Raw genomic sequence first — 26,700 nt, forward strand, 5'->3', positions numbered from 1 at the left:
CCGGCTCAGCAGCGCGGCACTATGTGCCGCACTGCGTCCGGGACACGAGCGCTGTGCTTGGCGCCGACTTACTTCCGTACGCAGATCACGCGCACGACGGCGGTCTTCGCGTCTGTCGACGTGCCATTCGCCGTGACGCCATTCGTCTTCAGGAATCCGCGCACCGTCTCCGCGGAGACCATCACGGCCTGCGACGCCGGCACTGACGTCGCAGGTCCTGCAACCATTGCCGGTTTTAAAAGCGCAATGCCGGCGAGCTTACCGTCGGCGTCGATGGCGGGGCTGCCGGAGAATCCGACCGCCGGTGGCGGAGACAGTGCGGAATTGCTTGATGTGATCGGCGCCAGCGCCGCCTTGAGGCTCGACACGCCGGCCGCACCGCCCTGGCTCTGCGGATCGGCGATGCCGACGACATCGACATTCGCCTTCGCTGCACCGCCGGCGAGGCTGAGCGGCTTCAGGCCGCGCGCGCCGTAGATGTGCAGCAGTGCGAGATCGTGCTCCTTGTCCTCGGCGAGACGGTCGGCGCTGCCGTGGCCGGCGATCGTGATCGCGAGACAGCCATCGGTGACGAGGCGGTCGGTGACGATCGCGCCGTCGTCGCTGACGACGATGCCGGTGCCGTATTCGACGGTCTTGCGCGGCGGCGGCCCGGCCAGCGGTCCCGACGGAAATGCATTGAAAGCGCTCGACATCGCGATCACGACCGGATCGACCGTGTTCTCGGTCGCCTGATCGTAGAGGATCGTCATGGTGCGGACCTCGTCGCCTTTGAAGGTGCCGCGCACGTAGAATTTCTTCAGGCCCTGCAATCCCGACAGCACGAAGAAGTCGGGCTTCACCACGGTGTAATCGACCTTGCGCCCGGACGGCTCCTTCTCCAGATCGGCGAGCTTTGCCGAGGTCGGGTTCGCCTCCTTGCGGCGGCTGAGAACCACCTGCACCGTGCCAGTCGGCGAGGTCCATTTCGAGCCGTTGGCGTCGCTTGCCTGCTGCGGCACCAGCTTGCCGGGGATGCCGAGCCGGGCGCCGCTGGTCGGCTCCGTCACGATCTTCCAGCCGACGCTCTCCTGCTTCTTTCGCGCCGTCTCGGCGAGCGCGGCGCGCTCCTGCGGATTGAGCACGCCGGTCGGCTTGCCGCCCTTGGCTTTTTGGTATTCCTTGATGGCATTGACCATGCGCTCGCTGACGTCGCCGGTAATGGCGCCGTTATACTGGCCGACCCAGGCGAGGTCGGACTGGAGCGCCAGCCGCTCGGCTTTTGCCATGGCATCGGCCGTCGCCGACGGCGTCTGCATTGCGGGAGGCTGGACGGGTACGGTCTGGACCGTTTTCGGCTTGGCGCCCGGCACCTGTGGCGCCGTCATCTGGGCGTTCGCGCCCGTGGCGGCCGCAAACATCAATGTTGCCGCAAGCATCGATCTCATGACAAATCCAGCCAGCCCATTGAACGCCAAAACATTGAAAAGCATGCCATTGAAGCACATCTCGTTGGTCGCGAACAATGTTGGGGTGGTTCAGGCCTGTGACCCTCATCCTGAGGAGCCGCGTAAGCGGCGTCTCGAAGGATGCAGGCCGAGCTGAAGCAGCAGGGCCTTTCATGGTTCGCCATGAGGGTTGAGAGGAACGTACGACAATGCTGAGCCCGGACGAACTCGAACGCTATGCCCGCCATATCGTGCTGCGCGATGTCGGCGGTCCCGGCCAGGCCGCGCTGAAGCGGGCCTCGGTGCTGGTGATCGGTGCCGGCGGGCTCGGCGCGCCCGCTTTGATGTATCTGGCCGCCGCCGGCGTCGGCACGCTCGGCGTGGTCGATGACGATGTGGTGTCGCTGTCCAACCTGCAGCGCCAGGTGATCCACACGACGCCCGATATCGGCCGCCACAAGGTCGAGAGCGCCGCCGAGCGGATTGCCGCGCTTAATCCGCATGTCCGCTTCGTCGGTCACGCCACCTGGCTCAACGTCGACAATGCGCTCAGCCTGATCGGCGATTACGACCTCGTGCTCGACGGCTCCGACAATTTCTCGACGCGTTACCTTGTCTCCGACGCCTGTTTCTTCGCGAAGCGGCCGCTGATCACGGCGGCGCTCGGCACCTTCGACGGCTCGCTCACCACCATCCGCGCGCACGAGACGAACGAGCAGGGCGAGTTCAATCCGACCTACCGCTGCCTGTTTCCGGAAGCCCCACCGCCCGGAACCGTTCCAGCCTGCGCCGAGGCCGGCGTCATGGGCGCGCTCGCAGGCGTGCTCGGCTCGATGATGGCGCTGGAGGCGATCCGGGAGATCGTCGGCTTCGGCGACGGCCTCGTCGGCCGCCTCCTGATGATCGATGCGCGCGCGATGCGCTTCGAGACGCTGCGCTACGCGCGCGATCCCGCCAATCCGCTCAACGGCGATGGGCCTGTGTTTGAGGATCTGAGCGTCCATCGCGCGTAGGCGCGTGGCACGAAAATAGACACTTGCAAGCGCCTCTCTTCGTGATTGAATTCACCTCGCCGCAAGGCAAATGGAAATTTCAGATTGGAGATTGCTATGAAGTACATCTCGAGCTGGAAATTGCCGCCGAATTTGATCGACTCTGCAATCGAAAAATTTCTGAAGACAGGGGGAGCGCCACCTGAAGGCGTGAAGATGCTCGGCCGCTGGCACGGAATGAATGGGACGGGCTTTGCAATTTCGGAGAGCAACGACCCGAAGGCCATGTATCAGTGGTATGCCCAATGGGCCAACGTGATGGAGATCACGGTTACTCCATGCGTTGAAGACGCCGAAGCCGGCCCAATCCTGGCCGCCTTGGCGAAGCAGTGACCAGCTCGGAGCGGCCGTAGTACGCTGCGGCCGCTCCGCTCAAATCTGCAAGCCAAATCTGCAAGCCTTGGCGAGCAGCGCTTAGAGCATGCTCGGCAGCACGCGATCCGGCGGCTTGTGGGCGTCGAGGAATGTGCGGATGTTGATGATCACCTTCTCGCCCATCTCGACACGGCCCTCGATCGTGGCCGAACCCATATGCGGCAGCAGCGTCACCTTGCCCGCCTTGGCGAGCCGCACCAGCTTCGGGTTGACCGCGGGCTCGTGCTCGTAGACGTCGAGACCGGCGCCGCCGATCTCGCCGCCCTCGATCAGCTTGATCAGCGTGTCCTCGTCGGTGACCTCGCCGCGCGCGGTGTTGACGATATAGGCGTCTTTCCGGATCAGCTTCAGCCGCCGCGCCGAGAGCAGGTGATAGGTCGCCGGCGTGTGCGGACAGTTCACCGAGATGATATCCATCCGCGCCAGCATCTGGTCGAGGCTTTCCCAATAGGTCGCGCCAAGCTCTTCGGCGATCACAGGGGCGACGGGACGGCGGTTGTGATAGTGGATCTGCAGGCCGAAGGCGCGGGCGCGGCGCGCAACCGCCTGGCCGATGCGGCCCATACCGATGATGCCGAGACGTTTTCCCCCGATGCGGTGGCCGAGCATCCAGGTCGGCGACCAGCCGGCCCAGGATTTTCCTTCGGTCAGGATCGAGGCGCCTTCGATCATTCGCCTGGGCACGGCGAGGATCAGCGCCATGGTCATGTCGGCGGTATCTTCGGTCAGAACCTTCGGCGTATTGGTGACGGTGATGCCGCGGGCATGGGCGGCTGGGACGTCGATATTGTCGACGCCGTTGCCGAAATTGGCGATCAGGCGGAGCTTGCAGTCAGGCTGGTTGATGACATCGGCGCTGATGTGATCGGTCACGGTCGGAACCAGCACGTCGGCGGTGCGCGCGGCTTCCGCGATCTGGTCGGCCGACATCGGCGTGTCATCGAGATTGATTCGCGCATCGAACAGCTCGCGCATTCGCGTCTCGATCGAATCCGGCAGCTTGCGCGTCACCACGACGAGGGGCTTTTTCTTCACCGACATGTCCTGCTCTCATGAGGCATCGCAAGCCGCCTCTGTCGCCAAAGGCCGGTCGTTGAGGCCTCATTAACCCGGTTGTTCGACACTGCCCTTGCCGTGTCCGTCCCCGGCGTTTCCTCCAAGCTCTCCCGACATTTCCGGCCGGAAAATCGGGGCAAACTGGTTGTTCAAGTGCTCGTCCTCTCTAGCAGAAGGCCGGGCCAAGACAAGAACCACGGGCTGAGGAGTTGGAACCCGCGTGGGGCGGGAAACGGGGGCAGACGCGGCAGGGTTCTTGGAATTTGGGGTGAGGATCCGGCCTGGCCGGGTCTTCGACAGGAGACGGGTTGATGGCGTTGGGGCGTTTTTGTTCGGTGATGGCGCTCGTTTGCACTTGGTTGAGCGCCTCGGTCGGACCCTCGCATTCGGCGAAGGATAATACCCCGCAGACCGCCAGCGGCTTGCCGGTGCCGCGCTATGTCAGCCTCAAATCGGATCACGTGAACGTCCGCGCAGGCCCGACCAAGGACAATGACGTCGCCTGGGTCTACACCCGCGCCGGCCTGCCGGTCGAAATCACCGCCGAATTCGAGAACTGGCGCCGGGTGCGCGATTCCGAAGGCGCCGAGGGCTGGGTCTATCACTCGCTGCTGTCGGGCCGCCGCACCGCGGTCGTCACCATGAAGCACAAGGACGACCTCGCCCCGATCTATGACCGGCCCGATCCCGAGGGCGCGATCGCAGCAAAGCTCCAGGCCGGCGTTGTCACGCAGGTCAAGAAGTGCGCCGCAAGCTGGTGCCGCGTCATCGGCAACGGCTTTGACGGCTGGATCCAGCAGGAGCGCCTCTGGGGCGTCTACGCGGACGAGCAGGTGAATTAACGCCGACAGGTGTCATCCCGGAGCGATGCGCAGCATCGAATCCGGGATCTCGAGATTCTCAGGTGCGCAAGCGCGCACCATAGTTCGGTGCTAGCGCACCATCCCGGAATGACAGTGAAAATAGCAATGGCCGGGACAAGCCCGGCCATGAGACGATCTCAGCAGTTTAAGACGATCTCAGCGCTTCTTGCGCAGGCGCACGACCATGTCGATGCGGGCGATCTCGTAGCCCTCGGGCACTTCCGGCATCTTCGACAGCGCCAGATGCGGATCCTCGATGTCAACCAGCTCGTGGCTGTTCTCGAGGTAGTAGTGATGGTGGGTGGTGACGTTGGTGTCGAAATAGGTCTTGGTGCCGTCGACACTCACCTGGCGGAGCAGCCCGGCATCGGTGAGCTGGTTCAGCGTGTTGTAGACGGTCGCCAGCGACACCGGAACCTTGGCCAGCGTGGCTTCCTCGTAGAGCATTTCAGCCGTGAGGTGGCGCGCACCCTTGCCGAACAGGAGCCAGCCCAGCGCCATGCGCTGGCGCGTCGGACGGAGCCCCGCGGACTGGAGCATTTCGTTAACGTCGTGCCAAGGGCAGCCGGTCAGGGCCGGCTGGCGGCCGGACAGGAGGGCCGCGGCATGGACGTCGTCGTCGTGATGGGGCGCGGTATTCTCGCTCATTTCCAGATTTCGGGCACGCGTGAACAATATCTCCCTGTAATATAAGAAGAGAAAGATGCAGATGCAAGTTTCTCGCAACTAGAGAGGTTCTAATCAGGCTTGGAACCGCCTGGGGAGCGCGTCATTTTACCTTCATGGATGCGCTTTGCCACCCGAAATAGCCTGTGTTAGAGAGCGCGCGGTTCCGCTTAGCCGATTTTGGCGCAGCCGGGCATGAAAGCTTGGGGCGCAGTCCATTTCGGGGCTTGCGCGAGTCGCGGCCGGCGGTGGCAATTGGCGTTGCTTTCCGATCGAGACGGGGCCCATTTTCGCCAAAAAACGCCGCTCAACCGGGATTTGAACAGAGGCTCGTGAATGCTGAACAGGCGCAACGGTTACGAATACGAAGATCTGCTGGCCTGTGCCCGCGGCGAGATGTTCGGCCCGGGCAATGCCCAGCTGCCGCTGCCGCCGATGCTGATGTTCGACCGCATCACGGACATCAACGACAATGGCGGTGAGTTCGGCAAGGGCCTCGTGCGCGCCGAGCTCGACGTGAAACCCGACCTCTGGTTCTTCGGCTGCCACTTCAAGAACGATCCCGTGATGCCCGGGTGCCTTGGCCTGGATGCGTTGTGGCAAATGGTCGGTTTTTACCTCGGCTGGATCGGCGGCGAAGGCCGCGGCCGGGCGCTCGGCCTGAGCGAGCTGAAGTTCGGCGGCCAAGTGCTGACCGACGCCCGCAAGGTTGTGTACAACGTCGATATCAAACGCGTGATGCGTTCAAAGCTCGTGCTCGGGATTGCCGACGGGTGGCTTTCGGTCGATGACCAGATTATTTATCGCGCCAAGGATCTGAAGGTCGGCCTGTTCAAGCAGGGCACGAGCCTGGGCTGAGCGCATTATCCAAGAAGACAACGATGAGGCGAGGCTGACATGAGGCGGGTTGTGGTCACCGGAATGGGCATCGTCTCGTCCATCGGAAACAACACCCAGGAAGTGCTTGCGAGCCTTCACGAGGCGAAATCGGGCATTTCGCGGGCTGAGAAATATGCTGAGCTCGGCTTCCGTTCGCAGGTGCAAGGTGAGCCGACGCTCGATCCCTCGACGGTGGTCGACCGCCGCGCGATGCGTTTCCTCGGCCAGGGTGCGGCGTGGAATCACATCGCGATGGAGCAGGCGATCCAGGATTCCGGTCTGTCGCCTGATGAAGTCTCCAACATCCGCACCGGCATCATCATGGGCTCCGGCGGTCCCTCGGCGCGCACCATCGTCGAAGCCGCCGACATCACCCGCTCCAAGGGACCGAAGCGCGTTGGCCCGTTTGCGGTGCCGAAGGCGATGTCCTCCACGGCCTCTGCGACCCTTGCGACCTGGTTCAAGATCAAGGGCGTGAACTATTCGATCTCCTCGGCCTGCGCGACGTCGAACCATTGCGTCGGCAATGCCTATGAGACCATCCAGATCGGCAAGCAGGACGTCATCTTCGCCGGCGGCTGCGAGGAGCTGGACTGGTCGCTGTCGGTGCTGTTCGACGCCATGGGCGCGATGTCCTCGAAGTACAACGATACGCCGGCCACGGCCTCCCGTCCCTACGACCTCAATCGCGATGGCTTCGTCATCGCCGGCGGCGCCGGCGTGCTGGTGCTGGAAGAGCTCGAACATGCCAAGGCGCGTGGCGCGCGCATTTATGGCGAGGTCGTCGGCTACGGCGCGACCTCCGACGGCTACGACATGGTCGCGCCATCAGGTGAAGGCGCCGAGCGCTGCATGCGCATGGCGATGTCGACGGTGAAGACCAAGGTCGACTACATCAATCCGCACGCGACCTCGACACCGGCCGGCGATCCGCCGGAGATCGAGGCGATCCGCAAGGTGTTCGGCGTTGGCGAGAAGTGCCCGCCGATCTCCGCGACCAAGGCGCTGACCGGCCACTCGCTGGGCGCCACCGGCGTGCAAGAAGCGATCTATTCGCTGCTGATGATGAACAACGGCTTCATCTGCGAGAGCGCGCACATCCAGGAGCTCGACCCCGTCTTCGCCGACATGCCGATCGTGCGCAAGCGCATCGACAACGCCAAGATCGGCACCGTGCTGTCGAACTCCTTCGGCTTCGGCGGCACCAACGCCACGCTGGTGTTCAGCCGGCTGGATGCGTGAGGCCTTGGGTACGCACTGGTAGTTTCTTCGTCATGGCCGGGCTCGTCCCGGCCATCCACGTCTTTGCTCTCGGTTGCGGAAGAACGTGGATGCCCGGGACAAGCCCGGGCATGACGGCAGCGGAGTAATCGCAAGATGGAAGGTTTGATGAAAGGCAAGCGCGGTCTGATCATGGGCATCGCCAATGATCATTCCATCGCCTGGGGCATGGCGAGGACGCTGCATGCCCACGGCGCCGAGCTCGCCTTCACCTTCCAGGGCGAGGCCCTCGGCAAGCGCGTCAAGCCGCTCGCCGAGCAGCTTGGCGTGGATCTGGTGCTGCCTTGCGACGTCGAGGATATCGCCAGTGTCGATGCTACCTTCGCGGTGCTGCGCGAGAAATGGGGTCGGCTCGACTTCGTGATCCACGCGATCGGCTTCGCCGACAAGAACGAGCTGAAGGGCCGCTACGCCGACACCAGCCGCGAGAACTTTTCGCGGACCATGGTGATCTCCTGCTTCTCGTTCACGGAAGTCGCAAAACGCGCCGCCGAGCTGATGACGGAAGGCGGCAGCATGATCACGCTGACGTTCGGCGCGTCGGAGCGCGCGATGCCGAATTACAACGTGATGGGCGTCGCCAAGGCCGCGCTGGAAGCCTCCGTGCGCTATCTCGCCGCCGATTTCGGACCGCGCGGCATTCGCGTCAACGCGATCTCCGCCGGCCCCATCCGCACGCTCGCCGGCTCCGGCATCGGCGAGGCGCGGGCGATGTTCGCGTACATGCAGAAGCACGCGCCGCTCCGCCGCGGCGTCACGCTCGACGACCTCGGCGGCTCGGCGCTGTATCTGTTATCGGATCTCTCCGGCGGCGTGACCGGCGAGATCCATTATGTGGATTCCGGCTACAACGTCATCCTGATGCCGCGGCCGGACGACTTGAAGTCGCCGGACTAGCCGGCCGCGATCTTCTCAGCGCGCTGGAATGCTGGCCGCGCCATGCAGCGGGCGAGATAGGCATCGAAAGCCGGGCGTGACGGCACCATCTTGAACAGGCGCACCGCGAAATTCAGGCCGGCGCCGACCGTGATGTCGGCGGCCGAAAATTCCTCGCCGAGAATCCACGGCCCCTTGGCGAGCGCGGCCTCCAGCACGTCGAACACCTGCGTCGCGCTGCCCCAGGCCGCGGTCGAGGTCGGGATCTCGATCTTGGTGAAGATCTGGATGATGGCGGGCTCGATGCAGCCCGGCGAGAAGAACAGCCATTGCAGATAGCGCGCGCGGCGCGGGTCGGTCACGGCGGGCGCGAGCTTGGTCTCGGGATAGCGATCGGCAATGTAAGCGCAGATCGCGGCGGCTTCGCCGAGCGCGGCATCGCCGTCGGTCAGTGCCGGCACCTTGCCCATCGGATTGATCTTGAGATAGTCCGACGTTTTCTGCGCGCCAGTCGAGATGTCGGTCAGCACGCGCTCATAGGGCAGGTGGCTCTCCTCCATCAGCCAGAGCGTCGTGAACGAGCGTGAACGAGGCGAACAATAGAGCTTGATCATGGCGCGGACCTTTCATCGGCAGGAGGCAAACAGCGCGCATTCATGGCGCGTCTGCCGCCCATTCGCAACGCACTACGTCTAGACGGATGAGCCGTTCGGCGAGCGATATCTTGGTCAACGCGACGAAGGCGATGTCGGACGTTGCAACAGAGTTGGAAGCGTCTTGTCGAGGCTCTTGATCAGCATCGTTCGCACGCCGTCCCGCAGCACCGCGTTCTTGACTGCCTCCGCCGGCTTCTCGGGGAACATGGCAGTATCCACCTGCATCGAGGGGCCGCCGAGAAAATTGTGCCGCATACGCTCGATATAGGTGTCCTCGGTCATCAAGGCCGGCGCCTCCTTGATCAGCTCGAAGGTCCGGCCGTCATAGATCCGGATGAACATCATGGCGAAGAGATGCACGGGTCCGCCATACGGGTATTGCGAGATGCCGATACCGTATTCCCGCTGAGTTCCGCCGTGCCGGTGCACGACCAGGTAGCGTTCGCAGCGGAGCCGTGGTGCCAGAAATTGGACGAAGCTCCCGACCGCGGCGGCTTGGCGGTAGCTTGCGAAGAGCGAACCCTGTTCTCGACGGCCGCCGGACCAGAGTTCCTTCGGCGTATATGGAATTCTGCGGACGGCAGTGCCGGGCGCGGCGGCACGAACGCGGGAGACGACGAGGTCGTCGAGCGCCCACGCCGCGACCGAAGTGCGCGTGTACTTGTCGAGAAACTTCAGGGGACCGAACTTCTCGACCATGAAGAGGTCGCCGGCGATCGGAATCACACCGATCTGGCACGGGCCACTTTCGACAGGCTTGGTCGGCGCGACAGTTGCAGGTTTCCTGATAGCAGGCTTCGTCACCTCCGGCTTTGGCGCAGGCTGCTCTTGCCCACCTGTCGGCGACAACAGTGCATACGAGACAAATGCGGCAGCAAGCAATTTCATCGTCGCACCGTCACGGCGCGAAATACGGCGGCAAGGTCTTGTCCAGCCGCTCCGTCAGGAAATCGCGAATGTTGTCGCGCAGGGTCGTGCTGCTGGCGGCGTCGGCCGCCGCGACTGGAAACAGGGAGTTGTCCACTTTGCGCAGATGTTCGTCTTGCCCAAAGCTGTCGGCCATACGCTTCACGACGGCTTCCAATGTCACGCCAGGCCCCTTCCTGATTTCAAAGCTCTGGCCGTCGAACACGGTAACGCCGAGATAGACGTAAAGAAACGAATGGCTGATGATGCCGATACCGCGATTGAGAATGCCGAGTCCCCTGAGTGGCTGATTGGTCCCAGGCAGCATGCCCTCGCCGCGTGTGACGACGACATATCGTTCGCAGCCAGCATTGCCCGCGATCTGACGGACCAGGTTCGTCAGCTCTTCGCGCTCGTTGCGAAACAGGCTGGGCTTCGGGTGATAGTAGGCGTCGAACGCGCCTTTGGCGTAGGTGATTCGCCGGAGCGGCGTGGCGCCAGCAGCCGCACGCACGCGCGCGAAAACGAGATCGTCCAGGCCCCAGGAAACCGGCACTTCCGCATATTCGTTGCCAAACACCGTGAGGCCGATCTTTTCGACGATGAAAGGATCCTGCGTCGCAGCGATCACGCCGATGCCGCAGGGACTGGCGGCCGCCTGCTCCGCGGGTTGGGCTGGCTGTGCTTTCGGCTTTGCGGACTTCTTGGTCGCCGGCTTTGCCGGCGTTGCAGTCTGAGCAGGAGGCGCGGTGGGTGCGGGCGGAGTTTGCGCGGCGGCGGGAGGCAGAAGGGACAGGAGCGCGATCAGCAAGACAGCAATTCGAACCATGGATTCCTGGATGTCAGAGGCAGAAGGTCATCGGTCGCCACACTAGGTCGGGCTCGTGACAACCGCAAGCTGCATCCGAAAGATCACCGTCTATCCGGGCTGCTCCGCCTCCACCGGTAATACTTCATCATGAACCCGTTCGACGGCTCGATCTCTTCCTTCTCGAACACAAAGCCTTCGCGCTCGTACCAGCGCCAGGCCTTTTCGTTCTCGCGCACACAGCGCAGGTACATCTCGTCAAGCATTTGCGTGCGCGTGAAGGCGAGCAGCTGCCGGCCGAGCGATTGGCCCTGATAGGCGGGCGCGACGAAGAGCATGTCGAGATAGAGCTTCGGCAGATGCAGCGCCAGCATCGCAGCGATCGTGCCGCGATCGTCGGCGACGAACAGGCTCCAGCCGTCTTCGATCTCGCGCCTGATGCGCGCGCGCAAATTGGCGAGGAGGAAGTCGCTTGCTTCGGCAAGCCCGGTCGAGACCCAGCTCTCCATCCAGACACGGCCGATCTCGTCATACTCCTCTGGGCGGGCGGGGCGGATGATCGGATGCGACATGCGCCGCTCAAGCCCGCTGGCTGCGCACGGATTGCTGCGCACGCTCCTTGCCGGCCGACAGGCACACCACCTCGGAAATCTGCAGCAGCTGCCGCGCCAGCGGGCTGGTCTTGCGCCAGACCATGCCGATGGTGCGCGACGGCTCGGGGTCGCGGAAGCGCGCCAGCGAGACCGAGGCCGATCGCGTCTCCACCGGCACCGCCATCTCCGGGATCAAGGTGACACCTATGCCGGCGCTGACCATCTGCACCAGTGTCGAGAGTGAATTGGCATCCAGCATCTCGCGCGGCGGCGCCGATTGCATGTTGCAGAAGGAGAGCGCCTGGTCGCGGAAGCAGTGCCCCTCCTCGAGCAGCAGGAGCCGCATCTCGCGCATCATCTCGCGCGACGGCACCGGTGTGCCTTCATCCGCGCCCGGCCGCACCAGCAAGAATTTCTCCTCGAACAGGGCGACCTCGGTGAGCGAGGGCTCGGATACCGGCAACGCCACGATGGCGGTGTCGAGCCGGCCTTCCACCAGTTCCTGGATCAGCCGCGGCGTCATGGTCTCGCGCACGCGGATGTCGAGCTCCGGATGCATACGCGTGAGATTCTTGGTGATCTTGGGCAGCAGGTAAGGTGCGATGGTCGGGATCATGCCGATGCGCAGGCGGCCGGCGAAGCGGTCCTGCGACGCCCGCGCGAAATCGCCGAGCTCATCAACCGAGCGCAGGATGTCGCGGACCCGCTGAGCGAGCTCCTCGCCGAACCGGGTCAGCGCGACCTGACGCGCACTCCGCTCCAGCAGCAGGCCGCCGAGCGTCTCCTCCAGCTCCTTGATCTGCATCGACAGTGCCGGTTGCGAGATCGAGCAGGATTCAGCCGCACGGCCGAAATGGCCGTGGCGCGCCAGCGCGTCGAAATACCGGAGCTGGCGCAGCGTCAGATTTATCATCAGAAAATCCTATCGCAGCGATCATTAAAGTCAACTTCACCTGATAGGAGGCGCCGCTTAGAGTGGTTCTACCTGGTCAATGGCGCCGTCGGACGCCACCAGAGGAGGTAATCATGGATGACACTTCGAAGTGCCCGTTTTCGGGCGGAAAACCCACGCGCGTGAACCGCGACTGGTGGCCAACCCAGCTCAGCATCGAGATGCTGCACAAGAATTCCGACCTGTCCGACCCGATGGGCAAGGAGTTCGACTATGCCAAGGAATTCAAGACGCTCGACCTGAACGCGGTCATCAAGGACCTGACCGCTTTGATGACGGATTCGCAGGAATGGTGGCCGGCCGACTTCGGCCACTATGGCGGCCTGATGATCCGCATGGCCTGGCACAGCGCGGGCACCTACCGCATCACTGACGGCCGCGGTGGCGCCGGCGCCGGTCAGCAGCGCTTCGCGCCGCTCAACAGCTGGCCCGACAACGCCAACCTCGACAAGGCCCGCCGCCTGCTCTGGCCGATCAAGCAGAAATATGGCCGCAAGATTTCCTGGGCCGATCTGATGGTGCTCGCCGGCAACGTCGCGCTGGAATCGATGGGCTTCAAGACCTTCGGTTTTGCCGGCGGCCGCGCCGACGTCTGGGAGCCGGAAGAGCTCTATTGGGGTCCCGAAGGCACCTGGCTCGGCGATGAGCGCTACAGCGGAGAGCGTCAGCTCGCCGAGCCGCTCGGCGCGGTGCAGATGGGCCTCATCTACGTCAATCCGGAAGGCCCGAACGGCAAGCCGGATCCGCTTGCCGCGGCCAAGGACATCCGCGAGACCTTCTTCCGCATGGCGATGAACGACGAGGAAACCGTCGCGCTGATCGCCGGCGGCCACACCTTCGGCAAGACCCATGGTGCCGGCGATCCGTCGCTGGTCGGGCCCGAGCCGGAAGCGGGCGCACTCGAGGATCAGGGCCTCGGCTGGAAGAGCAAGCACGCGTCGGGCATCGCGGGTGATTCCATCACCAGCGGTCTCGAGGTGACCTGGACGACGACGCCGACGAAGTGGAGCAACAACTTCTTCGAGAACCTGTTCAAGTACGAATGGGAGCTGACCAAGAGCCCGGGCGGTGCGAACCAGTGGACGGCCAAGGGCGCCGAAGCGATCATTCCCGACCCCTTCGACAAGTCGAAGAAGCATCGGCCGACCATGCTGACGACCGATCTCTCGCTGCGCTTTGATCCCGCCTACGAGAAGATCTCGCGGCGTTTCATGGAGAACCCGGATCAGTTCGCGGACGCCTTCGCCCGCGCGTGGTTCAAGCTGACCCATCGCGACATGGGTCCGATCCAGCGTTATCTCGGCTCGCTGGTGCCGAAGGAGACGCTGATCTGGCAGGATCCGATTCCGGCCGTGAATCACGAGCTGGTCGGCGAGCAGGATATCGCCTCGCTGAAGAGCAAGATCCTGGCTTCGGGTCTCTCGGTCTCCGAGCTGGTCTCGACCGCCTGGGCGTCGGCCTCGACGTTCCGCGGCTCGGACAAGCGCGGCGGCGCCAACGGCGCGCGCATCCGCCTTGCCCCGCAGAAGGACTGGGAAGTGAACCAGCCCGCTCAGCTCGCCAAGGTGCTCGGCAAGCTCGAAGCGATCCAGAAGGACTTCAATGCGTCATCTGGCGCGAAGAAGGTCTCGCTGGCGGACCTGATCGTGCTCGGCGGCACCGCCGCGGTCGAGAAGGCTGCCAAGGATGCCGGCGTCGACGTCAAGGTCGGCTTCACGCCTGGCCGCATGGACGCCTCGCAGGAGCAGACGGATGCGGCCTCCTTCGCACCGCTGGAGCCGCGCGCCGATGGTTTCCGCAACTATGTCGGCAAGCGGCACCAGTTCCTGCAGCAGGAAGAAGCCCTGGTTGATCGCGCGCAGCTGCTCAAGCTGACCGGCCCCGAGATGACGGTGCTGGTCGGCGGCCTGCGTGTGCTCGGTGCCAACGCGAACGGTTCGAAGCACGGCGTGTTCACCGCGAAGGTGGGAACGCTGAGCAACGACTTCTTCGTCAACCTGCTCGACATGAGCACGCAATGGACGCCGGCGGCCGACGGCAGCTACGAGGCACGCGACCGCAAGACCAATGCGGTGAAGTGGACCGGCACGCGCGTCGATCTCATCTTCGGCGCACACTCGCAGCTCCGTGCTTTCGCCGAGGTCTATGCGACCTCGGATTCCAAGGAGAAGTTCGTCAAGGACTTCGCCAAGGCCTGGACCAAGGTGATGAACCTCGACCGCTACGACATCGCGGCGTGAGGCTTTGCACCTCTCCCGCCTGCGGGAGAGGTCGCGCCGAAGGCGCGGGTGAGGGTTCTCTCAACACGGGGACAATCCCGATGCGGAGAAACCCTCTCCCGCAAGCGGGAGAGGGAGCGCAACGCTCGCCGGAGCGAACACAAACAAAAAGGGCGGCCTTTCGGCCGCCCTTCGTGTTTCCGATGTCGCGAGACCTTACTCGCCGGCCGCTTCGCGCGGGGCCTTCTCGCCCTCCGCGGCCTTGTCCTTGGCCTCGAGGTCCTCGCCGGTGGTCTGGTCGACCACCTTCATCGACAGGCGGGTCTTGCCGCGGTCGTCGAAGCCGAGCAGCTTGACCTTGACCTTGTCGCCTTCCTTGACGACGTCGGAGGTCTTCTGCACGCGGTTGGCCGCGAGCTGGCTGATGTGCACGAGGCCGTCCTTGGAGCCGAAGAAGTTCACGAAGGCGCCGAACTCCATCACCTTGACGACGGTGCCGTCATAGATCTGGCCGACTTCAGGCTCGGACGCGATCGACTTGATCCACTTGATCGCGGCCTTCATCGCTTCGCCGTCGCTGGAGGCGACCTTCACGGTGCCGTCGTCCTCGATGTTGACCTTGGCGCCGGTCTTCTCGACGATCTCGCGGATCACCTTGCCGCCGGTGCCGATCACTTCGCGGATCTTGTCGGTCGGGATCTTGAACGTCTCGATGCGCGGCGCGTATTCGCCGAGCTCGGCACGGGCCGCGGTGAGGGCCTTCGCCATCTCGCCGAGGATATGGATGCGGCCTTCCTTGGCCTGGCCAAGGGCGACGCGCATGATCTCTTCGGTGATGCCCTCGATCTTGATGTCCATCTGGAGCGAGGTGATGCCCGTTTCCGTGCCGGCCACCTTGAAGTCCATGTCGCCGAGATGGTCCTCGTCACCGAGGATGTCGGAGAGAACCGCGAAGCGCTTGTCCTCGAGGATCAGGCCCATCGCAATGCCCGCGGTCGGCCGCTTCAATGGCACGCCGGCATCCATCAGCGCCAGCGAGGCGCCGCAGACCGAGGCCATTGAGGAGGAGCCGTTGGACTCGGTGATCTCCGAGACCACGCGCACCGTGTAGGGGAATTCATGGTGCGGCGGCAGCACCGGATGGATCGCGCGCCAGGCCAGCTTGCCGTGGCCGATCTCGCGGCGCTTGGTGCCGCCGAGGCGGCCGGTCTCGCCAACCGAATAGGGCGGGAAGTTGTAGTGCAGCAGGAACGTCTCCTTGTACGTCCCCGACAGTGCGTCGATATACTGCTCGTCCTCGCCGGTGCCGAGCGTGGTCACGACCATCGCCTGGGTCTCGCCGCGGGTGAACAGCGCCGAGCCGTGGGCGCGGGGCAGCACGCCGACTTCGGCGACGATGTTGCGTACGGTCTTGACGTCGCGGCCGTCGATGCGCTTGCCGGTGTCGAGGATGTTCCAGCGAACGATCTTGGCTTCGAGCTCCTTGAACACGCCGGCGACACGGAGCTTGTCGTATTTCGGCTCCTGCCCTTCCGGGAAGTAGTGGGCCATCACCTTTTCCTTGGCGACGCCGACGGCAGCATAACGCTCCTGCTTGATCGGAATCGCATAGGCAGCGCGCAGCTCCTGCTCGATCAGGCCGAGCATTTCCTTTTCGAGCGCAGCATTGTCGATCGTGGTGACTTCGCGCGGCTCCTTCGCAGCCTTCTCGGCAAGCTCGATGATCGCGTTGATGACCAGCTGGAAGTGGCGGTGACCGAACATCACGGCGCCGAGCATCACGTCTTCATTGAGCTCCTTGGCTTCCGATTCGACCATCAGCACGGCGTCGGCGGTGCCGGCGACGACGAGGTCGAGCTGGGTGTCGACCATCTCGTCGAGCGTCGGGTTGAGGACGAATTCGTCATTGGCAAAGCCGACACGAGCCGCGCCGATCGGACCCTTGAAGGGCACGCCGGACAGCGTCAGGGCGGCGGAGGCCGCGACCATCGCCACGATATCGGGGTCGTTCTCCATATCGTGCGACAGCACGGTGACGATCACCTGGGTCTCATTGCGCCAGCCGTCGACGAACAGCGGGCGGATCGGACGGTCGATCAGGCGGGAGACCAGCGTCTCCTTCTCGGTCGGACGGCCCTCGCGCTTGAAATAGCCGCCGGGAATGCGTCCCGCAGCGTAGGTCTTTTCCTGGTAGTCGACCGTCAGCGGCAGGAAGTCGACGCCTTCGCGCGGCGCCTTGGCCGCGACGACGGTGGCGAGCACCACGGTCTCGCCATAGGTGGCGATGACGGCTCCGTCGGCCTGGCGGGCGATCTTGCCGGTTTCGAGCTTGAGTGGGCGTCCGCCCCAGTCGATCTCGACTGAATGCTTATTGAACATAGAGGTCTTCTTTCATGGGTTCTCGAAAGAAGGGACGGCTCTCGAAAAACAAAAACCATGCGCAAGATTGCGGGGCGCTGATTGGAGCGGATGATCAGCGTCCTGCGATCCTGCCATGGTTTTTGGATGTCGGATGGCGTCCATCCTTTCGGGTCATACGGGCGCCTTGCCCGTTGTGCCCAGCCGCCGGATTGCTGCTGGACTGTCAGTCGGCACGAACGCGAACACCGAACCGCGGTCCTCGCCCTTCATGCCCCGGATGCTAGCCGTCAACGGCTCGCATCCGACGCGCACGCAGCCTCGATCAAAAACCTTTAAGGAAGCGCTTTCGTTCGAAACCACGCGCGAAAACGCGCGCCAGTGGCGCGCGCAGGAACTTAACGACGAATGTTGTGCTTCTCGAGCAGCGCCTTGTACCGCGCCTCGTCCTTCTTCTTGAGATAGTCGAGGAGCGAGCGGCGGGTGGAGACCAGCTTCAAGAGGCCCCGACGCGAATGGTTGTCCTTCACGTGGGTCTTGAAATGGTTGGTGAGGTTGTTGATGCGTTCCGACAGGATCGCGACCTGAACCTCGGGCGAGCCGGTATCGCCGGCCTTGGTGGCATTCGTCTTGATGACTTCCGCTTTGCGTTCTGCGGCAATCGACATCGTCAATTTCTCTCGTTGCGACCGGGGCTGGCAGTCAGGCCGGTCAGGTTGAACACACGCTTGGGGATGATTTCGCCATTGCCAACTTCGGCAAGCGCCAAAAGACGGCCTGCCACCGTGACATAGACTGTGCCGCTACAAGTGGGCGCATCCCGTCCGCGCAACAAAACGGCCTGGCCCCGATGGAGCCTTGCCGCATCAGCCCGAGTGACGGCCAGTGCCGGGATGTCGTCCAGCGCGGTCTCAACGGGCAATAGCGCGTCGGCGAGGCTGCCCTCGCCGGACGCGGCTCTATCGCACAAAGCCTCCAACTGATCCAGCGGAATCATGTCGTTTTCGCCAAATGGGCCGACCAGGGTCCGCCGCAGGGCGCAGATATGGCCATAAGTGCCGAGAATCCGGCCCATATCGCGGGCCAGCGCTCGGACATAGGTGCCCTTGCCGCATTCGGCCTCGAACACGGCTCGGTCGTTATCTGGTTGATCCACAAGGGTTAAATGGTGAATCTCGACCGGGCGGGGCGCCAGTTCCACGACCTCGCCGTCGCGGGCAAGGTCATAGGCGCGCTCGCCCTGGACCTTGATCGCGGAGTAACGCGGCGGGATCTGCTCGATCACTCCGGTGAAGCGGGGCAGGAGGGCCAAGATGGCTTCCCGAGTCGGGCGCTGGTCGGAGGTCGCGGTCACCCGGCCCTCGATGTCATCGGTGTCGCGCTCCTCGCCCCAGCACACCGTGAACTGGTAGCGCTTGCGGCCGTCCATCACGAAGGGGACGGTCTTGGTGGCCTCACCGAGCGCGATCGGCAGCCCGCCCGAGGCGAGCGGATCGAGCGTGCCGGCGTGGCCGGCGCGCTTGGCGTTGAACAGGCGCTTGAGCACGGCGACCGCCTGTGTCGAGGTCATGCCGATCGGCTTGTCGAGCACGACCCAACCATGGACGTCGCGCCGGTCGCGGCGAACCTGATTGCCCTTCTGCTGCTTGGCGCGCGGATCGTTATTGACACGGCGCGGCTCCTGATGCGGCCGGGCATCGCTGCCTGCGTCCGCAAAGTTATTCTTCTGCACGTCGCGCTGATCGGCATCGTCGCCGCCGATCGTGCCGTGAGCCGGGTCCATCGTCATTGCTCTTCTTCCCGATCCGAAGCCGGATTCTGTTCCAGGTCCTTCTGCACCGCAGGTGTTCGCAAAAGCTTCTCGATCCGTTCCGCTTCGTCGAATCGCTCATCGACGCGGAAGCGAATGTCAGGTGCAAATTTCAGGTTAACGCGCCGCGCGACCTCGCCGCGCAGGAATTTCTTGTTGCGCTCGAGCGCAGCGATCACGATCTCGGTGTCGCGGCCACCGAGCGGCATCACGTAGACCGTCGCGAGCTTCAGGTCGGGCGACATCCGCACCTCCGGCACGGTGATGATGTGACCTTCGAGATCCGCATCATGCACATTGCCTTGCGCCAGAATATCGGCCATCGCGTGGCGAACCTGCTCGCCGACGCGCAACTGACGCTGCGAGCCGCCGGGCGCGGAACTCTTCTTTTGATGATGCCGTGGCATTCTCGAAAAATCACCTCGTCATGCCCGTGCCTGGGGGACACGGGCATTGTCATTTGTCCTGTTGAAACGAAGTGGGGTGGATGGCCGGAAAAATCCGGCCATCGCACTCCCGCAATTTCAGTTCAAAAAGATCCGAACGCTTCGGTAAGATTTGGACTTACAGGGAGCGCTGGATCGTCTCCACGCGATAACACTCGATCACGTCACCAGCACGCATGTCGTGATAGTTCTCGAAGGCCATACCGCATTCCTGGCCGGACTGGACTTCCTTCACTTCGTCCTTGAAGCGCTTCAGCGTCGACAGCTTGCCTTCGTGCACGACGACGTTGTCGCGGATCAGGCGCACATTGGCGCCGCGTTCCACGGTGCCGTCGGTGACGCGGCAGCCGGCGACCTTGCCGACCTTGGAGATGTTGAAGATCTCCAGGATCTCGGCATTGCCCAGCATGGTCTCGCGCAAGGTCGGCGCGAGCAGGCCGCTCATCGCCTTCTTCACGTCGTCCACGAGGTCGTAGATGATGTTGTAGTAGCGGATCTCGATGCCGTTGCGCTTGGCGGCCGCAGCGGCTTCCTTGTTGGCACGAACCGAGAAGCCGATGATCGCGGCGTTGAAGCCTTCGGCCAGCGTCACGTCGGATTCCGAGATACCGCCGACGCCGGCATGCAGGATGCGGGCGGCGACTTCGTCGGTACCGAGCTTCTCCAGCGAGCCGAGGATGGCTTCCAGCGAGCCCTGCACGTCGGCCTTGACGATCAGCGGGAATTCCTTGCGGCCCGCCGTCTTCAATTGCGACATCATCTGCTCGAGCGAGCCGCGCATGCCGGAGATCGAGGCTGCCGCGTTCTCGCGCTTCTGGTGCGCACGGTAGCTCGTGACCTGGCGGGCGCGGGCTTCGTTCTCGACCACCGCGAGACGATCGCCGGCCTCCGGCGGACCGTTGAAGCCGAGCACTTCGACCGGCACCGAAGGACCGGCCTCCTGCACCGTCTCGCCCTGATCGGAGATCAGCGCGCGGACACGGCCCATCTCGGCGCCGGCGACGATGATGTCGCCGACACGGAGCGTGCCGCGCTGCACCAGCACGGTCGCGACCGGACCACGGCCGCGATCGAGCTTGGCCTCGATCACGGTGCCTTCGGCCGGACGCTGCGAATTGGTCTTCAGGTCGAGGATTTCGGCCTGCAGCGCGATCATCTCGAGCAGCTTGTCGAGATTGGTCTTGTTCTTGGCGGACACCTCGACGTCGACGACCTCGCCGCCGAAGGACTCCACCTGCACCTCGTGCTGGAGCAGCTCGGTGCGCACGCGCTCGGGCTTGGCGTCGGGCTTGTCGATCTTGTTGATGGCAACGATGATCGGCACCCGCGCCGCCTTGGCGTGGTTGATGGCTTCGACGGTCTGCGGCATCACGCCGTCATCGGCCGCGACCACCAGCACGACGATGTCGGTGACCTTGGCGCCGCGGGCGCGCATCGCGGTGAACGCGGCGTGGCCGGGCGTGTCGATGAAGGTGATCTTCTTGCCGCTTTCGGGCGACACCACCTGATAGGCGCCGATGTGCTGGGTGATGCCGCCGGCCTCGCCGGAGACGACGTTGGCGTGGCGGAGCGCATCGAGCAGCGACGTCTTGCCGTGGTCGACGTGACCCATCACGGTCACGACCGGCGAGCGCGTCTCGGTGTCGGTGGAATCGTCGACGGTGTCGAACAGGCCTTCCTCGACGTCCGATGCGGCAACACGCTTGACGGTGTGGCCCAGTTCTTCGGCGATCAGCTGCGCAGTGTCGGCGTCGATCACGTCGGTGATCTTGTGCATCGCGCCCTGCTTCATCAGCATGCGGATGACGTCGACCGCGCGCTCGGACATGCGGTTGGCGAGTTCCTGGATGGTGATCGCTTCCGGGATAGTCACCTCGCGGACCAGCTTTTCCTTCGGCTCGTTCGAAGCGTGGCCCTTCAGGCGCTGGGTGCGGCGGCGGAACGAGGCGATCGAGCGCTCGCGCACGTCGTCGGCATTGAGCGCGGTGACGACGGTGAGGCGGCCGCGTTCCTTCTGCGGGCCAGGCTTGTGTGTGGTCTTCGGGGCTGCCGCGGGACGCATCGCGCCGCCGGGGCCGCGACGAATCTGGCGCGGCGCCTCGTCGTCATCAGGCTCGGCCGCGACAGCGGGGCCGCGACCGGGGCCAGCGGGACGCTGCGCGGTCGTCGTTGCAGGCCGCGCGGGCGTTGTTCCCGGGCGTGCCGTCGTGGTGCCGGGCCGCGGCGCAGGAGCGGTCGATGCCGCGGCTGCGGGACGCGCGGCGGCCGGCTGCTCGCCTTCCCCAAAACGCTTCTTGGCCTCGGTCTCGGCCTTCCGCTTGGCTTCGTCCTCATGGCGATGGCGCTCTTCCTCGGCCTTGCGACGGGCTTCGGCGGCTTCGCGCTCGGCGCGTTCGGCGGCCTCGCGGACAGCGCGGCGCTGAGCCTCTTCCTCGGCCTGGCGGCGTTCCTCGACTTCGCGCAGCTTGGCATCGGCCAGCGCGCTGGCGCGGGCCGAACGCTCGTCCTCGGTCAGGGTGCGCAGCACCACGCCGGAACCGGCGTTGCGAGGCGGGGGCGGAGCCGGACGCGACGGCGCGGCGGGGGCGGCCGGAGCCGGCTTTGCAGTCACCTCGGGCGCGTGCGGCTCGGGCCCGTCGCCAATGCGGCGCTTGCCGCGCTTCTCGACCACGACCTGCTTGCTGCGGCCATGGCTGAAGCTCTGGCGCACGGTCCCCGTTTCGACGCGCGGCTTGAGCGATAGCGTCTTGCTCGGAACGCTCAGCTTCTTGTCGCCAGGGGTCTTGGTATCAACCATTCAGCAGTCCTAATCCTGATTTATCAGTGTTGTGCGTTGCCGCACCGTCCAATTGGGTTGTCGTTGTCTCTCAGAGATCCTGGCCGGGCTTTTCGGCAGTCTTGTCATCGTCCGCCATCCGGTATCGGACCAGCATCTGGCTACGTGACAGGAATGACTTGCTCGCCGGGCCCGCGAGCAGGGCAGCATGTATCACATTTGACCGGGTCAGTGCCAAATCCAATTCTATCGATTTCAGTGCGGTGACGACGGGAATCTGCGGCTTGGCGCCGCGATTTCCTGCATTTTGACGCGCAAGCATGTCCAATTTGCGGATTCCGTCCGCGGCCCCGTCGCTGGCATGGATCAGGACCTCGACCGTGCCTTCCCGAAGGGCGCTCTCGACCTTGCCGAAGCCGGCCACGACCTGGCCCGCCTTGGCGGCGATCCCAAGGGCTTCCGTCACGCTCCGAACCAGGAGCGCCTCGATGTCAGTGGGAAGCGTCTGAGGGACGCGCAGGTCGCGCTTGAAGGCCTTGCTGAATTGGTGACGCCGCACGGCTTCCGCAACCACCTTGCGCGAGGCGGTGGTCCACATTCCGCGTCCCGGCAGCTTGCGCTTGAGATCGGGAACTATGTGCCCGTCCGGCGAGACGACGAAGCGGATCAGCTCGTCGATCGGCCGGACCTCGCGGCTGACCGCGCACATGCGCATGGTCGCGGACCTCTTGGTCCACGGCCCATGGTCGAGTTCGCTGTCAGTGCTGGCGAGCATCCGGGCGACATCCTCCTTCGCCTTCTAAGTCGCGTGTTCTCTAAGCAAAACCGGTCTCCACTTTTGCTGAACGCGCCTTAAGCCGGCTGGTCTTCGGTCGCCTCGGCCTCTTCGGCAGGCTTGGCGAGATCGGCCTCGGTGATCCAGCCGGCCTTGACGCGGGCCTGCATGATCATCGCTTCGGCGTCGTCACGGGAGATGTCGATGCCGTCGAGCGCACCGGCGTGCTTGGTCGGCTCGCTGCCTTCCTTGCGCTCGGTCCAGCCGACCAGATCGTCGGTGGCGCAGCCGGCGAGGTCGTCGACGGTCTTGATGTCGTTCTCGCCGAACTTCACCAGCATCTTCGAGGTCACGCCGGGCACGTCCTTGAGCGCGTCCTCGACGCCGAGCTCCTTGCGCCTGACCTCGAGCTCGGCTTCCTGCTGCTCGAGATATTCGCGCGCGCGGTTCTGCAGCTCCTGCGCGGTCTCCTCGTCGAAACCCTCGATGCCGGCGAGTTCCTTGACGTCCACCATCGCGAGTTCCTCGACCGAGGTGAAGCCTTCGGACGCCAAGAGCTGGCCGACCACTTCGTCGACGTTGAGCGATTCCATGAAGACGCGGGTCGAGTTCTCGAAGTCGGCCTGGCGGCGCTCCGATTCCTCCTGCTCGGTCAGGATGTCGATGTCCCAGCCGGTGAGCTGCGAGGCCAGACGCACATTCTGGCCGCGGCGGCCGATCGCCAGCGAGAGCTGGTTGTTGGTGTCGGGCACCACGACCTCGATGCGCTCGCGGTCCTCGTCGATGACGACCTTAGAGACTTCCGCCGGCGCCAGCGCGTTGACCACGAAGGTCGCGATGTCGGGCGACCAGGGAATGATGTCGATCTTCTCGCCCTGCAGCTCGTTCACCACGGCCTGCACGCGCGAGCCGCGCATGCCGACGCAGGCGCCGACCGGATCGACCGAGGAATCGCGGGAAATCACGCCGATCTTCGCACGCGAGCCCGGATCGCGGGCCACCGCCTTGATCTCGACGATGCCGTCATAGATCTCCGGCACTTCCTGCGCGAACAGCTTCGCCATGAACTGCGGATGGGTGCGGGAGAGGAAGATCTGCGGGCCGCGCGTCTCGCGGCGGACGTCGAAGATGTAGGCGCGGACGCGGTCGCCGTTGCGGAACACTTCGCGCGGCAGCATCTCGTCGCGGCGGATGATGGCTTCGCCACGGCCGAGATCGACGATCACGCTGCCATATTCGACGCGCTTGACGACGCCGTTGACGATATCACCGATGCGGTCCTTGAATTCCTGATACTGCCGGTCGCGCTCGGCTTCGCGCACCTTCTGCACGATCACCTGCTTGGCTGATTGCGCGGCGATGCGGCCATATTCCAGCGGCGGCAGGGTGTCGGCGATGGTGTCGCCGACCTGGGCGCCGGGATTGGCGCGCTGCGCGTCGACCAGCGAGATCTGGTTGGAGTGGTTCTCGACCTTGTCGACGACCAGCATGTGGCGCGACAGCCGCAGCTCGCCTTTCTTCGGGTCGATCTCGGCATGAACGTCAGTCTCGCTGCCGTAACGAGCCCTGGCGGCCTTGGCGATGGCGTCCTCCATCGCCGCGATGACGATGCCGCGGTCGATCGATTTCTCGCGTGCGACGGCGTCCGCGATCTGAAGCAATTCAAGTCGGTTGGCGCTGACTGCCATGGCTAGTCTCCTTGGTCAGGCTCGGTCTCGCCGCGCCGCGCGCGTTCGGCGGCAAGGCGATGTTTCTTCGTGTTGGTCGGGGCCGGCTTCTTCTTCGGCTTGGTGTTCTTGGTGGTCTTCTCGCTGATCGTGGCGTGCGGTGCCTGCGGCGGCTCGAGACCGAGATTGCGGCGCATCTCGCGCGCCTCGGCCTTGCCGCGGCGCATGGATTCGGCTATCAGCTCGTCGGTCAGCACCAGCCGCGCCTCGCCGATATCCTCCATGGTCAGGAGAACGTCGGCATCGTCGCCCGCCTTGACGTCGTCGCGATGCAGATGCACGCGATCGCCCTCGACCGCGCCGAGCGTGCCGCGGAAGCGCTTGCGCCCCTCATGCGCGACCGCCATCTCGATCTTCACCAGATGCCCGGAATAGCGCTGGAAATCGGAGCGGCGCACTAGCGGGCGGTCGATCCCCGGCGAGGAGATCTCGAGGCGATAGGCCCGATCGATGGGATCGGCGACATCGAGCACGGGCGACAATGCCCGCGAGATCGCCTCGCAATCCTCGATCTGCATCGAGCCGTCCGGCCGCTCGGCCATGATCTGCACCGTGCAGCCGGCCTCCCCGGAGATGCGGATCCGGACCAGGCGGTAGCCCATGCCCTGGAGCACAGGAGCTGCCACCGCGGACACCCGCGCCGCGACGCCCGGCTCGACCACGAGCCGCGGCTCGGCCAGCAATTCGGCATCCGTGGAACCAGGGTTCGGTTCGGTCATGTCCAGGGTCAGGGCGCTCGATGGTTAAGGCTTGGTTACGACGTCAAAGCCCGTTTCGGAACTTTCCCGACGGCGCGTCGGGCCACATCTCCCGCCAAGCCGCGTTCAGGTAATAAAAAAGAGCGGGTCCTTGCGGGCCCACTCTCACTACGCGGATCGTATGAGAAGATGAATTAGCGCTGATATAGCGCTTTCCCTGCTCCCGGACAAGGCCCATTGCAGCGGGAACGGGCCTTTTTGCGCCGATCCGCGGACCCAGCGCAACGCTTCTTTCATCAAGCAGGCCTAGATTCCCGGATTGTGGGGCGGCTTGAACCGAGGGCGCACCCGCGGCGTGCCCCGTTCGAGTTGCGTTTCATGACCGTTGCCACGTCGCTCATTCCTGGACTGGACGATATCGTCAAGCGCGGCGATCCGCGGCGACGCGGCGAGATCGCGCGGGCCATCGCCCAGTTGTTTTTCCAGGATGCGGAGAAGCTCCGCCCCGAGCTGATCGATCTCTTCGACAATCTCCTGATCGATCTCGTCCCACATGCCGAGCTCGCCTCGCGTGTCGATCTGGCCGAGCGCTTCTCGCGCCTGAACAACGCGCCGCCGCACCTCGTCAATCAGCTCGCACGCGAAAACGAGATCATGGTGGCCGGTCCCGTGCTGCGCCGCTCGCCCGTGCTCGACGACGCGGCGCTTGTCGAGATCGCGCGCTTGAAAGGCCAGGGCCATCTCCTGGCGATGACGGAGCGCCCCGCTCTGTCTCCCGTCGTCACCGACGTGCTGGTCGAGCGCGGCGATCGCGACGTGGTGCGCCGCGCCGCAGCCAATGCCGGTGCGGTGTTCTCGCCGAGCAGCTATTCAGAGCTGATCAAACGCGCGGCGCAGGACGGCGTGCTGACGCTCAAGATCGGCCAGCGCAATGATCTCTCAGGCGAGCACCTGAAACAGCTGCTCGACGGGACGCTCGACGTCATCCGCCGCCGCCTCTCCACCGTGGTCAATCCCGCACGCCAGGTCGAGATCAAGCGCGCCATGGCGGCGATCGAGGAGGCCGCGCTGCCGCCGGGGCCGCGCCGCGATTACTCCGCGGCACAGCGCACCGTGCTGACGCTGCATCGCGAGGGCCATCTCGGCGAGAGCGCGCTGCTTGGTTTCGCCAAGGCGCACAAATACGAGGAAGCGATCGCCGCGCTCTCGGCGATGTCAGGTGTTCGCCTTCAGGTCCTCGACCGCCTGATAGCGGGCGATCGCTACGATCCGCTTCTGATCTTCGGCCGCGTGCTGAACCTGGGCTGGCCCACGGTGCGCGCGCTCATCCTGCTCTGGTACGGTCCGCACCGCACGCCGGCCGATGCCGACATCGAGGCCACGCGCCTGAACTTTACGCGCCTGATGCCGGCGACCGCCGAACGCGTCGTGAATTTCTGGCGCAACCGGCAGACGATCTAAGATTGCTCTCCTCTGTCATTCCGGGGTGCGCGAAAGCGCG

General features: G+C 64.4%; 24 protein-coding genes. 8 read left to right on the forward strand and 16 right to left on the reverse strand.

Translation table 11 applies throughout. From position 1 onward, the window contains the following. Positions 1-68 precede the first annotated feature (68 nt). The gene (locus tag YU9_RS0108160; protein WP_027572358.1) at positions 69-1,427 is read right to left on the reverse strand and encodes a serine protease; all 1,359 of its coding nucleotides are present in this window, start codon (positions 1,425-1,427) and stop codon (positions 69-71) included. Between the two features lie 209 nt (positions 1,428-1,636). Here YU9_RS0108160 and YU9_RS0108165 point away from each other — a divergent pair, with 209 nt between their 5' ends. Both YU9_RS0108165 and YU9_RS0108170 read left to right on the forward strand, forming a co-directional pair. Continuing rightward, positions 1,637-2,440, forward strand: a complete 804-nt coding sequence (locus tag YU9_RS0108165; protein WP_027572359.1) for a molybdopterin-synthase adenylyltransferase MoeB — start codon at positions 1,637-1,639, stop codon at positions 2,438-2,440. 96 nt (positions 2,441-2,536) lie between these two features. After that, a complete protein-coding gene (locus YU9_RS0108170) occupies positions 2,537-2,812 on the forward strand; it encodes a DUF3303 domain-containing protein (RefSeq protein WP_027572360.1) in 276 nt (91 codons plus the stop codon). Between the two features lie 81 nt (positions 2,813-2,893). Here YU9_RS0108170 and YU9_RS0108175 read toward each other — a convergent pair whose 3' ends face one another. Further along, on the reverse strand, positions 2,894-3,895 hold the full coding sequence (locus YU9_RS0108175) for a D-glycerate dehydrogenase (RefSeq protein ID WP_027572361.1): 1,002 nt from the start codon (positions 3,893-3,895) through the stop codon (positions 2,894-2,896). A gap of 326 nt (positions 3,896-4,221) precedes the next feature. Here YU9_RS0108175 and YU9_RS0108180 point away from each other — a divergent pair, with 326 nt between their 5' ends. Further along, the gene (locus YU9_RS0108180) at positions 4,222-4,752 is read left to right on the forward strand and encodes an SH3 domain-containing protein (protein ID WP_027572362.1); all 531 of its coding nucleotides are present in this window, start codon (positions 4,222-4,224) and stop codon (positions 4,750-4,752) included. Between the two features lie 177 nt (positions 4,753-4,929). On the opposite strand, the gene irrA is transcribed toward YU9_RS0108180, so the two are convergent. Then, complete coding sequence (gene irrA / locus YU9_RS0108185; RefSeq protein WP_008131763.1) at positions 4,930-5,421, reverse strand: iron response transcriptional regulator IrrA; 492 nt, start codon at positions 5,419-5,421, stop codon at positions 4,930-4,932. A gap of 354 nt (positions 5,422-5,775) precedes the next feature. Here irrA and fabA point away from each other — a divergent pair, with 354 nt between their 5' ends. From fabA to fabI, 3 genes are all read left to right on the forward strand, one after another. Then, positions 5,776-6,297, forward strand: coding sequence for a 3-hydroxyacyl-[acyl-carrier-protein] dehydratase FabA (fabA, locus tag YU9_RS0108190; RefSeq protein WP_027572363.1), 522 nt, complete (start codon positions 5,776-5,778; stop codon positions 6,295-6,297). A gap of 39 nt (positions 6,298-6,336) precedes the next feature. Further along, positions 6,337-7,560 (forward strand): beta-ketoacyl-ACP synthase I, encoded by a 1,224-nt coding sequence (gene fabB / locus YU9_RS0108195; RefSeq protein WP_027572364.1) that lies wholly within the window; start codon positions 6,337-6,339, stop codon positions 7,558-7,560. Between the two features lie 135 nt (positions 7,561-7,695). After that, a complete protein-coding gene (gene fabI, locus YU9_RS0108200) occupies positions 7,696-8,496 on the forward strand; it encodes an enoyl-ACP reductase FabI (protein ID WP_027572365.1) in 801 nt (266 codons plus the stop codon). Here fabI and YU9_RS0108205 read toward each other — a convergent pair. The 5 genes from YU9_RS0108205 to YU9_RS0108225 form a co-directional block, all read right to left on the reverse strand. Next, positions 8,493-9,089 carry a glutathione S-transferase family protein gene (locus tag YU9_RS0108205; protein WP_027572366.1) on the reverse strand — a complete coding sequence of 199 codons (597 nt, stop codon included), beginning with the start codon at positions 9,087-9,089 and terminating at the stop codon, positions 8,493-8,495. The two genes, fabI and YU9_RS0108205, sit on opposite strands and share 4 nt — an antisense overlap. Before the next feature lie 114 nt (positions 9,090-9,203). Next, positions 9,204-9,935 (reverse strand): hypothetical protein, encoded by a 732-nt coding sequence (locus YU9_RS41145; RefSeq protein WP_156951757.1) that lies wholly within the window; start codon positions 9,933-9,935, stop codon positions 9,204-9,206. Between the two features lie 94 nt (positions 9,936-10,029). Then, positions 10,030-10,668 carry a hypothetical protein gene (locus tag YU9_RS0108215; RefSeq protein ID WP_245266327.1) on the reverse strand — a complete coding sequence of 213 codons (639 nt, stop codon included), beginning with the start codon at positions 10,666-10,668 and terminating at the stop codon, positions 10,030-10,032. Between the two features lie 281 nt (positions 10,669-10,949). Beyond that, positions 10,950-11,417, reverse strand: a complete 468-nt coding sequence (locus tag YU9_RS0108220; protein WP_027572368.1) for a GNAT family N-acetyltransferase — start codon at positions 11,415-11,417, stop codon at positions 10,950-10,952. Between the two features lie 7 nt (positions 11,418-11,424). Continuing rightward, the gene (locus YU9_RS0108225; protein ID WP_027572369.1) at positions 11,425-12,351 is read right to left on the reverse strand and encodes a hydrogen peroxide-inducible genes activator; all 927 of its coding nucleotides are present in this window, start codon (positions 12,349-12,351) and stop codon (positions 11,425-11,427) included. Between the two features lie 113 nt (positions 12,352-12,464). On the opposite strand from YU9_RS0108225, the gene katG reads away from it, so the two are divergent. Next, positions 12,465-14,630: a catalase/peroxidase HPI gene (katG, locus tag YU9_RS0108230; protein WP_027572370.1), complete on the forward strand. Its 2,166-nt coding sequence runs from the start codon at positions 12,465-12,467 to the stop codon at positions 14,628-14,630. Positions 14,631-14,825: 195 nt separating this feature from the next. Here katG and pnp read toward each other — a convergent pair whose 3' ends face one another. From pnp to rimP, 8 genes are all read right to left on the reverse strand, one after another. Then, positions 14,826-16,988: a polyribonucleotide nucleotidyltransferase gene (gene pnp / locus YU9_RS0108235; RefSeq protein WP_027572371.1), complete on the reverse strand. Its 2,163-nt coding sequence runs from the start codon at positions 16,986-16,988 to the stop codon at positions 14,826-14,828. Positions 16,989-17,365: 377 nt separating this feature from the next. Beyond that, entirely contained in the window at positions 17,366-17,635 is a 270-nt protein-coding gene (gene rpsO / locus YU9_RS0108240; RefSeq protein WP_008540131.1) for a 30S ribosomal protein S15, read from the reverse strand. Between the two features lie 2 nt (positions 17,636-17,637). Then, positions 17,638-18,756 (reverse strand): tRNA pseudouridine(55) synthase TruB, encoded by a 1,119-nt coding sequence (truB, locus tag YU9_RS0108245; protein ID WP_027572372.1) that lies wholly within the window; start codon positions 18,754-18,756, stop codon positions 17,638-17,640. Then, positions 18,753-19,184 (reverse strand): 30S ribosome-binding factor RbfA, encoded by a 432-nt coding sequence (rbfA, locus tag YU9_RS0108250; RefSeq protein WP_027572373.1) that lies wholly within the window; start codon positions 19,182-19,184, stop codon positions 18,753-18,755. Before rbfA ends, truB begins: the two co-directional genes overlap by 4 nt. 157 nt (positions 19,185-19,341) lie before the next feature. Beyond that, complete coding sequence (gene infB / locus YU9_RS0108255; protein WP_027572374.1) at positions 19,342-22,020, reverse strand: translation initiation factor IF-2; 2,679 nt, start codon at positions 22,018-22,020, stop codon at positions 19,342-19,344. 70 nt (positions 22,021-22,090) lie between these two features. Continuing rightward, complete coding sequence (locus YU9_RS0108260; protein WP_027572375.1) at positions 22,091-22,774, reverse strand: RNA-binding protein; 684 nt, start codon at positions 22,772-22,774, stop codon at positions 22,091-22,093. A 77-nt stretch (positions 22,775-22,851) separates the two neighbouring features. Beyond that, complete coding sequence (gene nusA, locus YU9_RS0108265; RefSeq protein ID WP_027572376.1) at positions 22,852-24,462, reverse strand: transcription termination factor NusA; 1,611 nt, start codon at positions 24,460-24,462, stop codon at positions 22,852-22,854. Between the two features lie 2 nt (positions 24,463-24,464). Next, on the reverse strand, positions 24,465-25,220 hold the full coding sequence (gene rimP, locus YU9_RS0108270) for a ribosome maturation factor RimP (RefSeq protein WP_027572377.1): 756 nt from the start codon (positions 25,218-25,220) through the stop codon (positions 24,465-24,467). Positions 25,221-25,577: 357 nt separating this feature from the next. On the opposite strand from rimP, the gene YU9_RS0108275 reads away from it, so the two are divergent. Then, entirely contained in the window at positions 25,578-26,660 is a 1,083-nt protein-coding gene (locus YU9_RS0108275; RefSeq protein WP_027572378.1) for a DUF2336 domain-containing protein, read from the forward strand. Positions 26,661-26,700 lie beyond the last annotated feature (40 nt).

Origin of the sequence: Bradyrhizobium sp. WSM1743 (assembly GCF_000473065.1) — a bacterium.
Classification (GTDB): Bacteria; Pseudomonadota; Alphaproteobacteria; order Rhizobiales; family Xanthobacteraceae; genus Bradyrhizobium.

Excerpts from the sequence above, each read along its gene's own strand:
- fabA (WP_027572363.1), top strand. The coding sequence starts at position 5,776 with ATGCTGAACAGGCGCAACGGTTACGAATACGAAGATCTGCTGGCCTGT.
- YU9_RS0108275 (WP_027572378.1), top strand. The coding sequence starts at position 25,578 with ATGACCGTTGCCACGTCGCTCATTCCTGGACTGGACGATATCGTCAAG.
- irrA (WP_008131763.1), bottom strand. The coding sequence starts at position 5,421 with ATGAGCGAGAATACCGCGCCCCATCACGACGACGACGTCCATGCCGCG.
- rbfA (WP_027572373.1), bottom strand. The coding sequence starts at position 19,184 with ATGCCACGGCATCATCAAAAGAAGAGTTCCGCGCCCGGCGGCTCGCAG.
- katG (WP_027572370.1), top strand. The coding sequence starts at position 12,465 with ATGGATGACACTTCGAAGTGCCCGTTTTCGGGCGGAAAACCCACGCGC.
- YU9_RS0108160 (WP_027572358.1), bottom strand. The coding sequence starts at position 1,427 with ATGAGATCGATGCTTGCGGCAACATTGATGTTTGCGGCCGCCACGGGC.
- rimP (WP_027572377.1), bottom strand. The coding sequence starts at position 25,220 with ATGACCGAACCGAACCCTGGTTCCACGGATGCCGAATTGCTGGCCGAG.
- YU9_RS0108225 (WP_027572369.1), bottom strand. The coding sequence starts at position 12,351 with ATGATAAATCTGACGCTGCGCCAGCTCCGGTATTTCGACGCGCTGGCG.
- nusA (WP_027572376.1), bottom strand. The coding sequence starts at position 24,462 with ATGGCAGTCAGCGCCAACCGACTTGAATTGCTTCAGATCGCGGACGCC.
- YU9_RS0108205 (WP_027572366.1), bottom strand. The coding sequence starts at position 9,089 with ATGATCAAGCTCTATTGTTCGCCTCGTTCACGCTCGTTCACGACGCTC.
- rpsO (WP_008540131.1), bottom strand. The coding sequence starts at position 17,635 with ATGTCGATTGCCGCAGAACGCAAAGCGGAAGTCATCAAGACGAATGCC.
- fabB (WP_027572364.1), top strand. The coding sequence starts at position 6,337 with ATGAGGCGGGTTGTGGTCACCGGAATGGGCATCGTCTCGTCCATCGGA.
- YU9_RS0108165 (WP_027572359.1), top strand. The coding sequence starts at position 1,637 with ATGCTGAGCCCGGACGAACTCGAACGCTATGCCCGCCATATCGTGCTG.
- YU9_RS0108170 (WP_027572360.1), top strand. The coding sequence starts at position 2,537 with ATGAAGTACATCTCGAGCTGGAAATTGCCGCCGAATTTGATCGACTCT.
- YU9_RS0108175 (WP_027572361.1), bottom strand. The coding sequence starts at position 3,895 with ATGTCGGTGAAGAAAAAGCCCCTCGTCGTGGTGACGCGCAAGCTGCCG.
- YU9_RS0108180 (WP_027572362.1), top strand. The coding sequence starts at position 4,222 with ATGGCGTTGGGGCGTTTTTGTTCGGTGATGGCGCTCGTTTGCACTTGG.
- infB (WP_027572374.1), bottom strand. The coding sequence starts at position 22,020 with ATGGTTGATACCAAGACCCCTGGCGACAAGAAGCTGAGCGTTCCGAGC.
- truB (WP_027572372.1), bottom strand. The coding sequence starts at position 18,756 with ATGACGATGGACCCGGCTCACGGCACGATCGGCGGCGACGATGCCGAT.
- fabI (WP_027572365.1), top strand. The coding sequence starts at position 7,696 with ATGGAAGGTTTGATGAAAGGCAAGCGCGGTCTGATCATGGGCATCGCC.
- pnp (WP_027572371.1), bottom strand. The coding sequence starts at position 16,988 with ATGTTCAATAAGCATTCAGTCGAGATCGACTGGGGCGGACGCCCACTC.
- YU9_RS0108260 (WP_027572375.1), bottom strand. The coding sequence starts at position 22,774 with ATGCTCGCCAGCACTGACAGCGAACTCGACCATGGGCCGTGGACCAAG.
- YU9_RS0108220 (WP_027572368.1), bottom strand. The coding sequence starts at position 11,417 with ATGTCGCATCCGATCATCCGCCCCGCCCGCCCAGAGGAGTATGACGAG.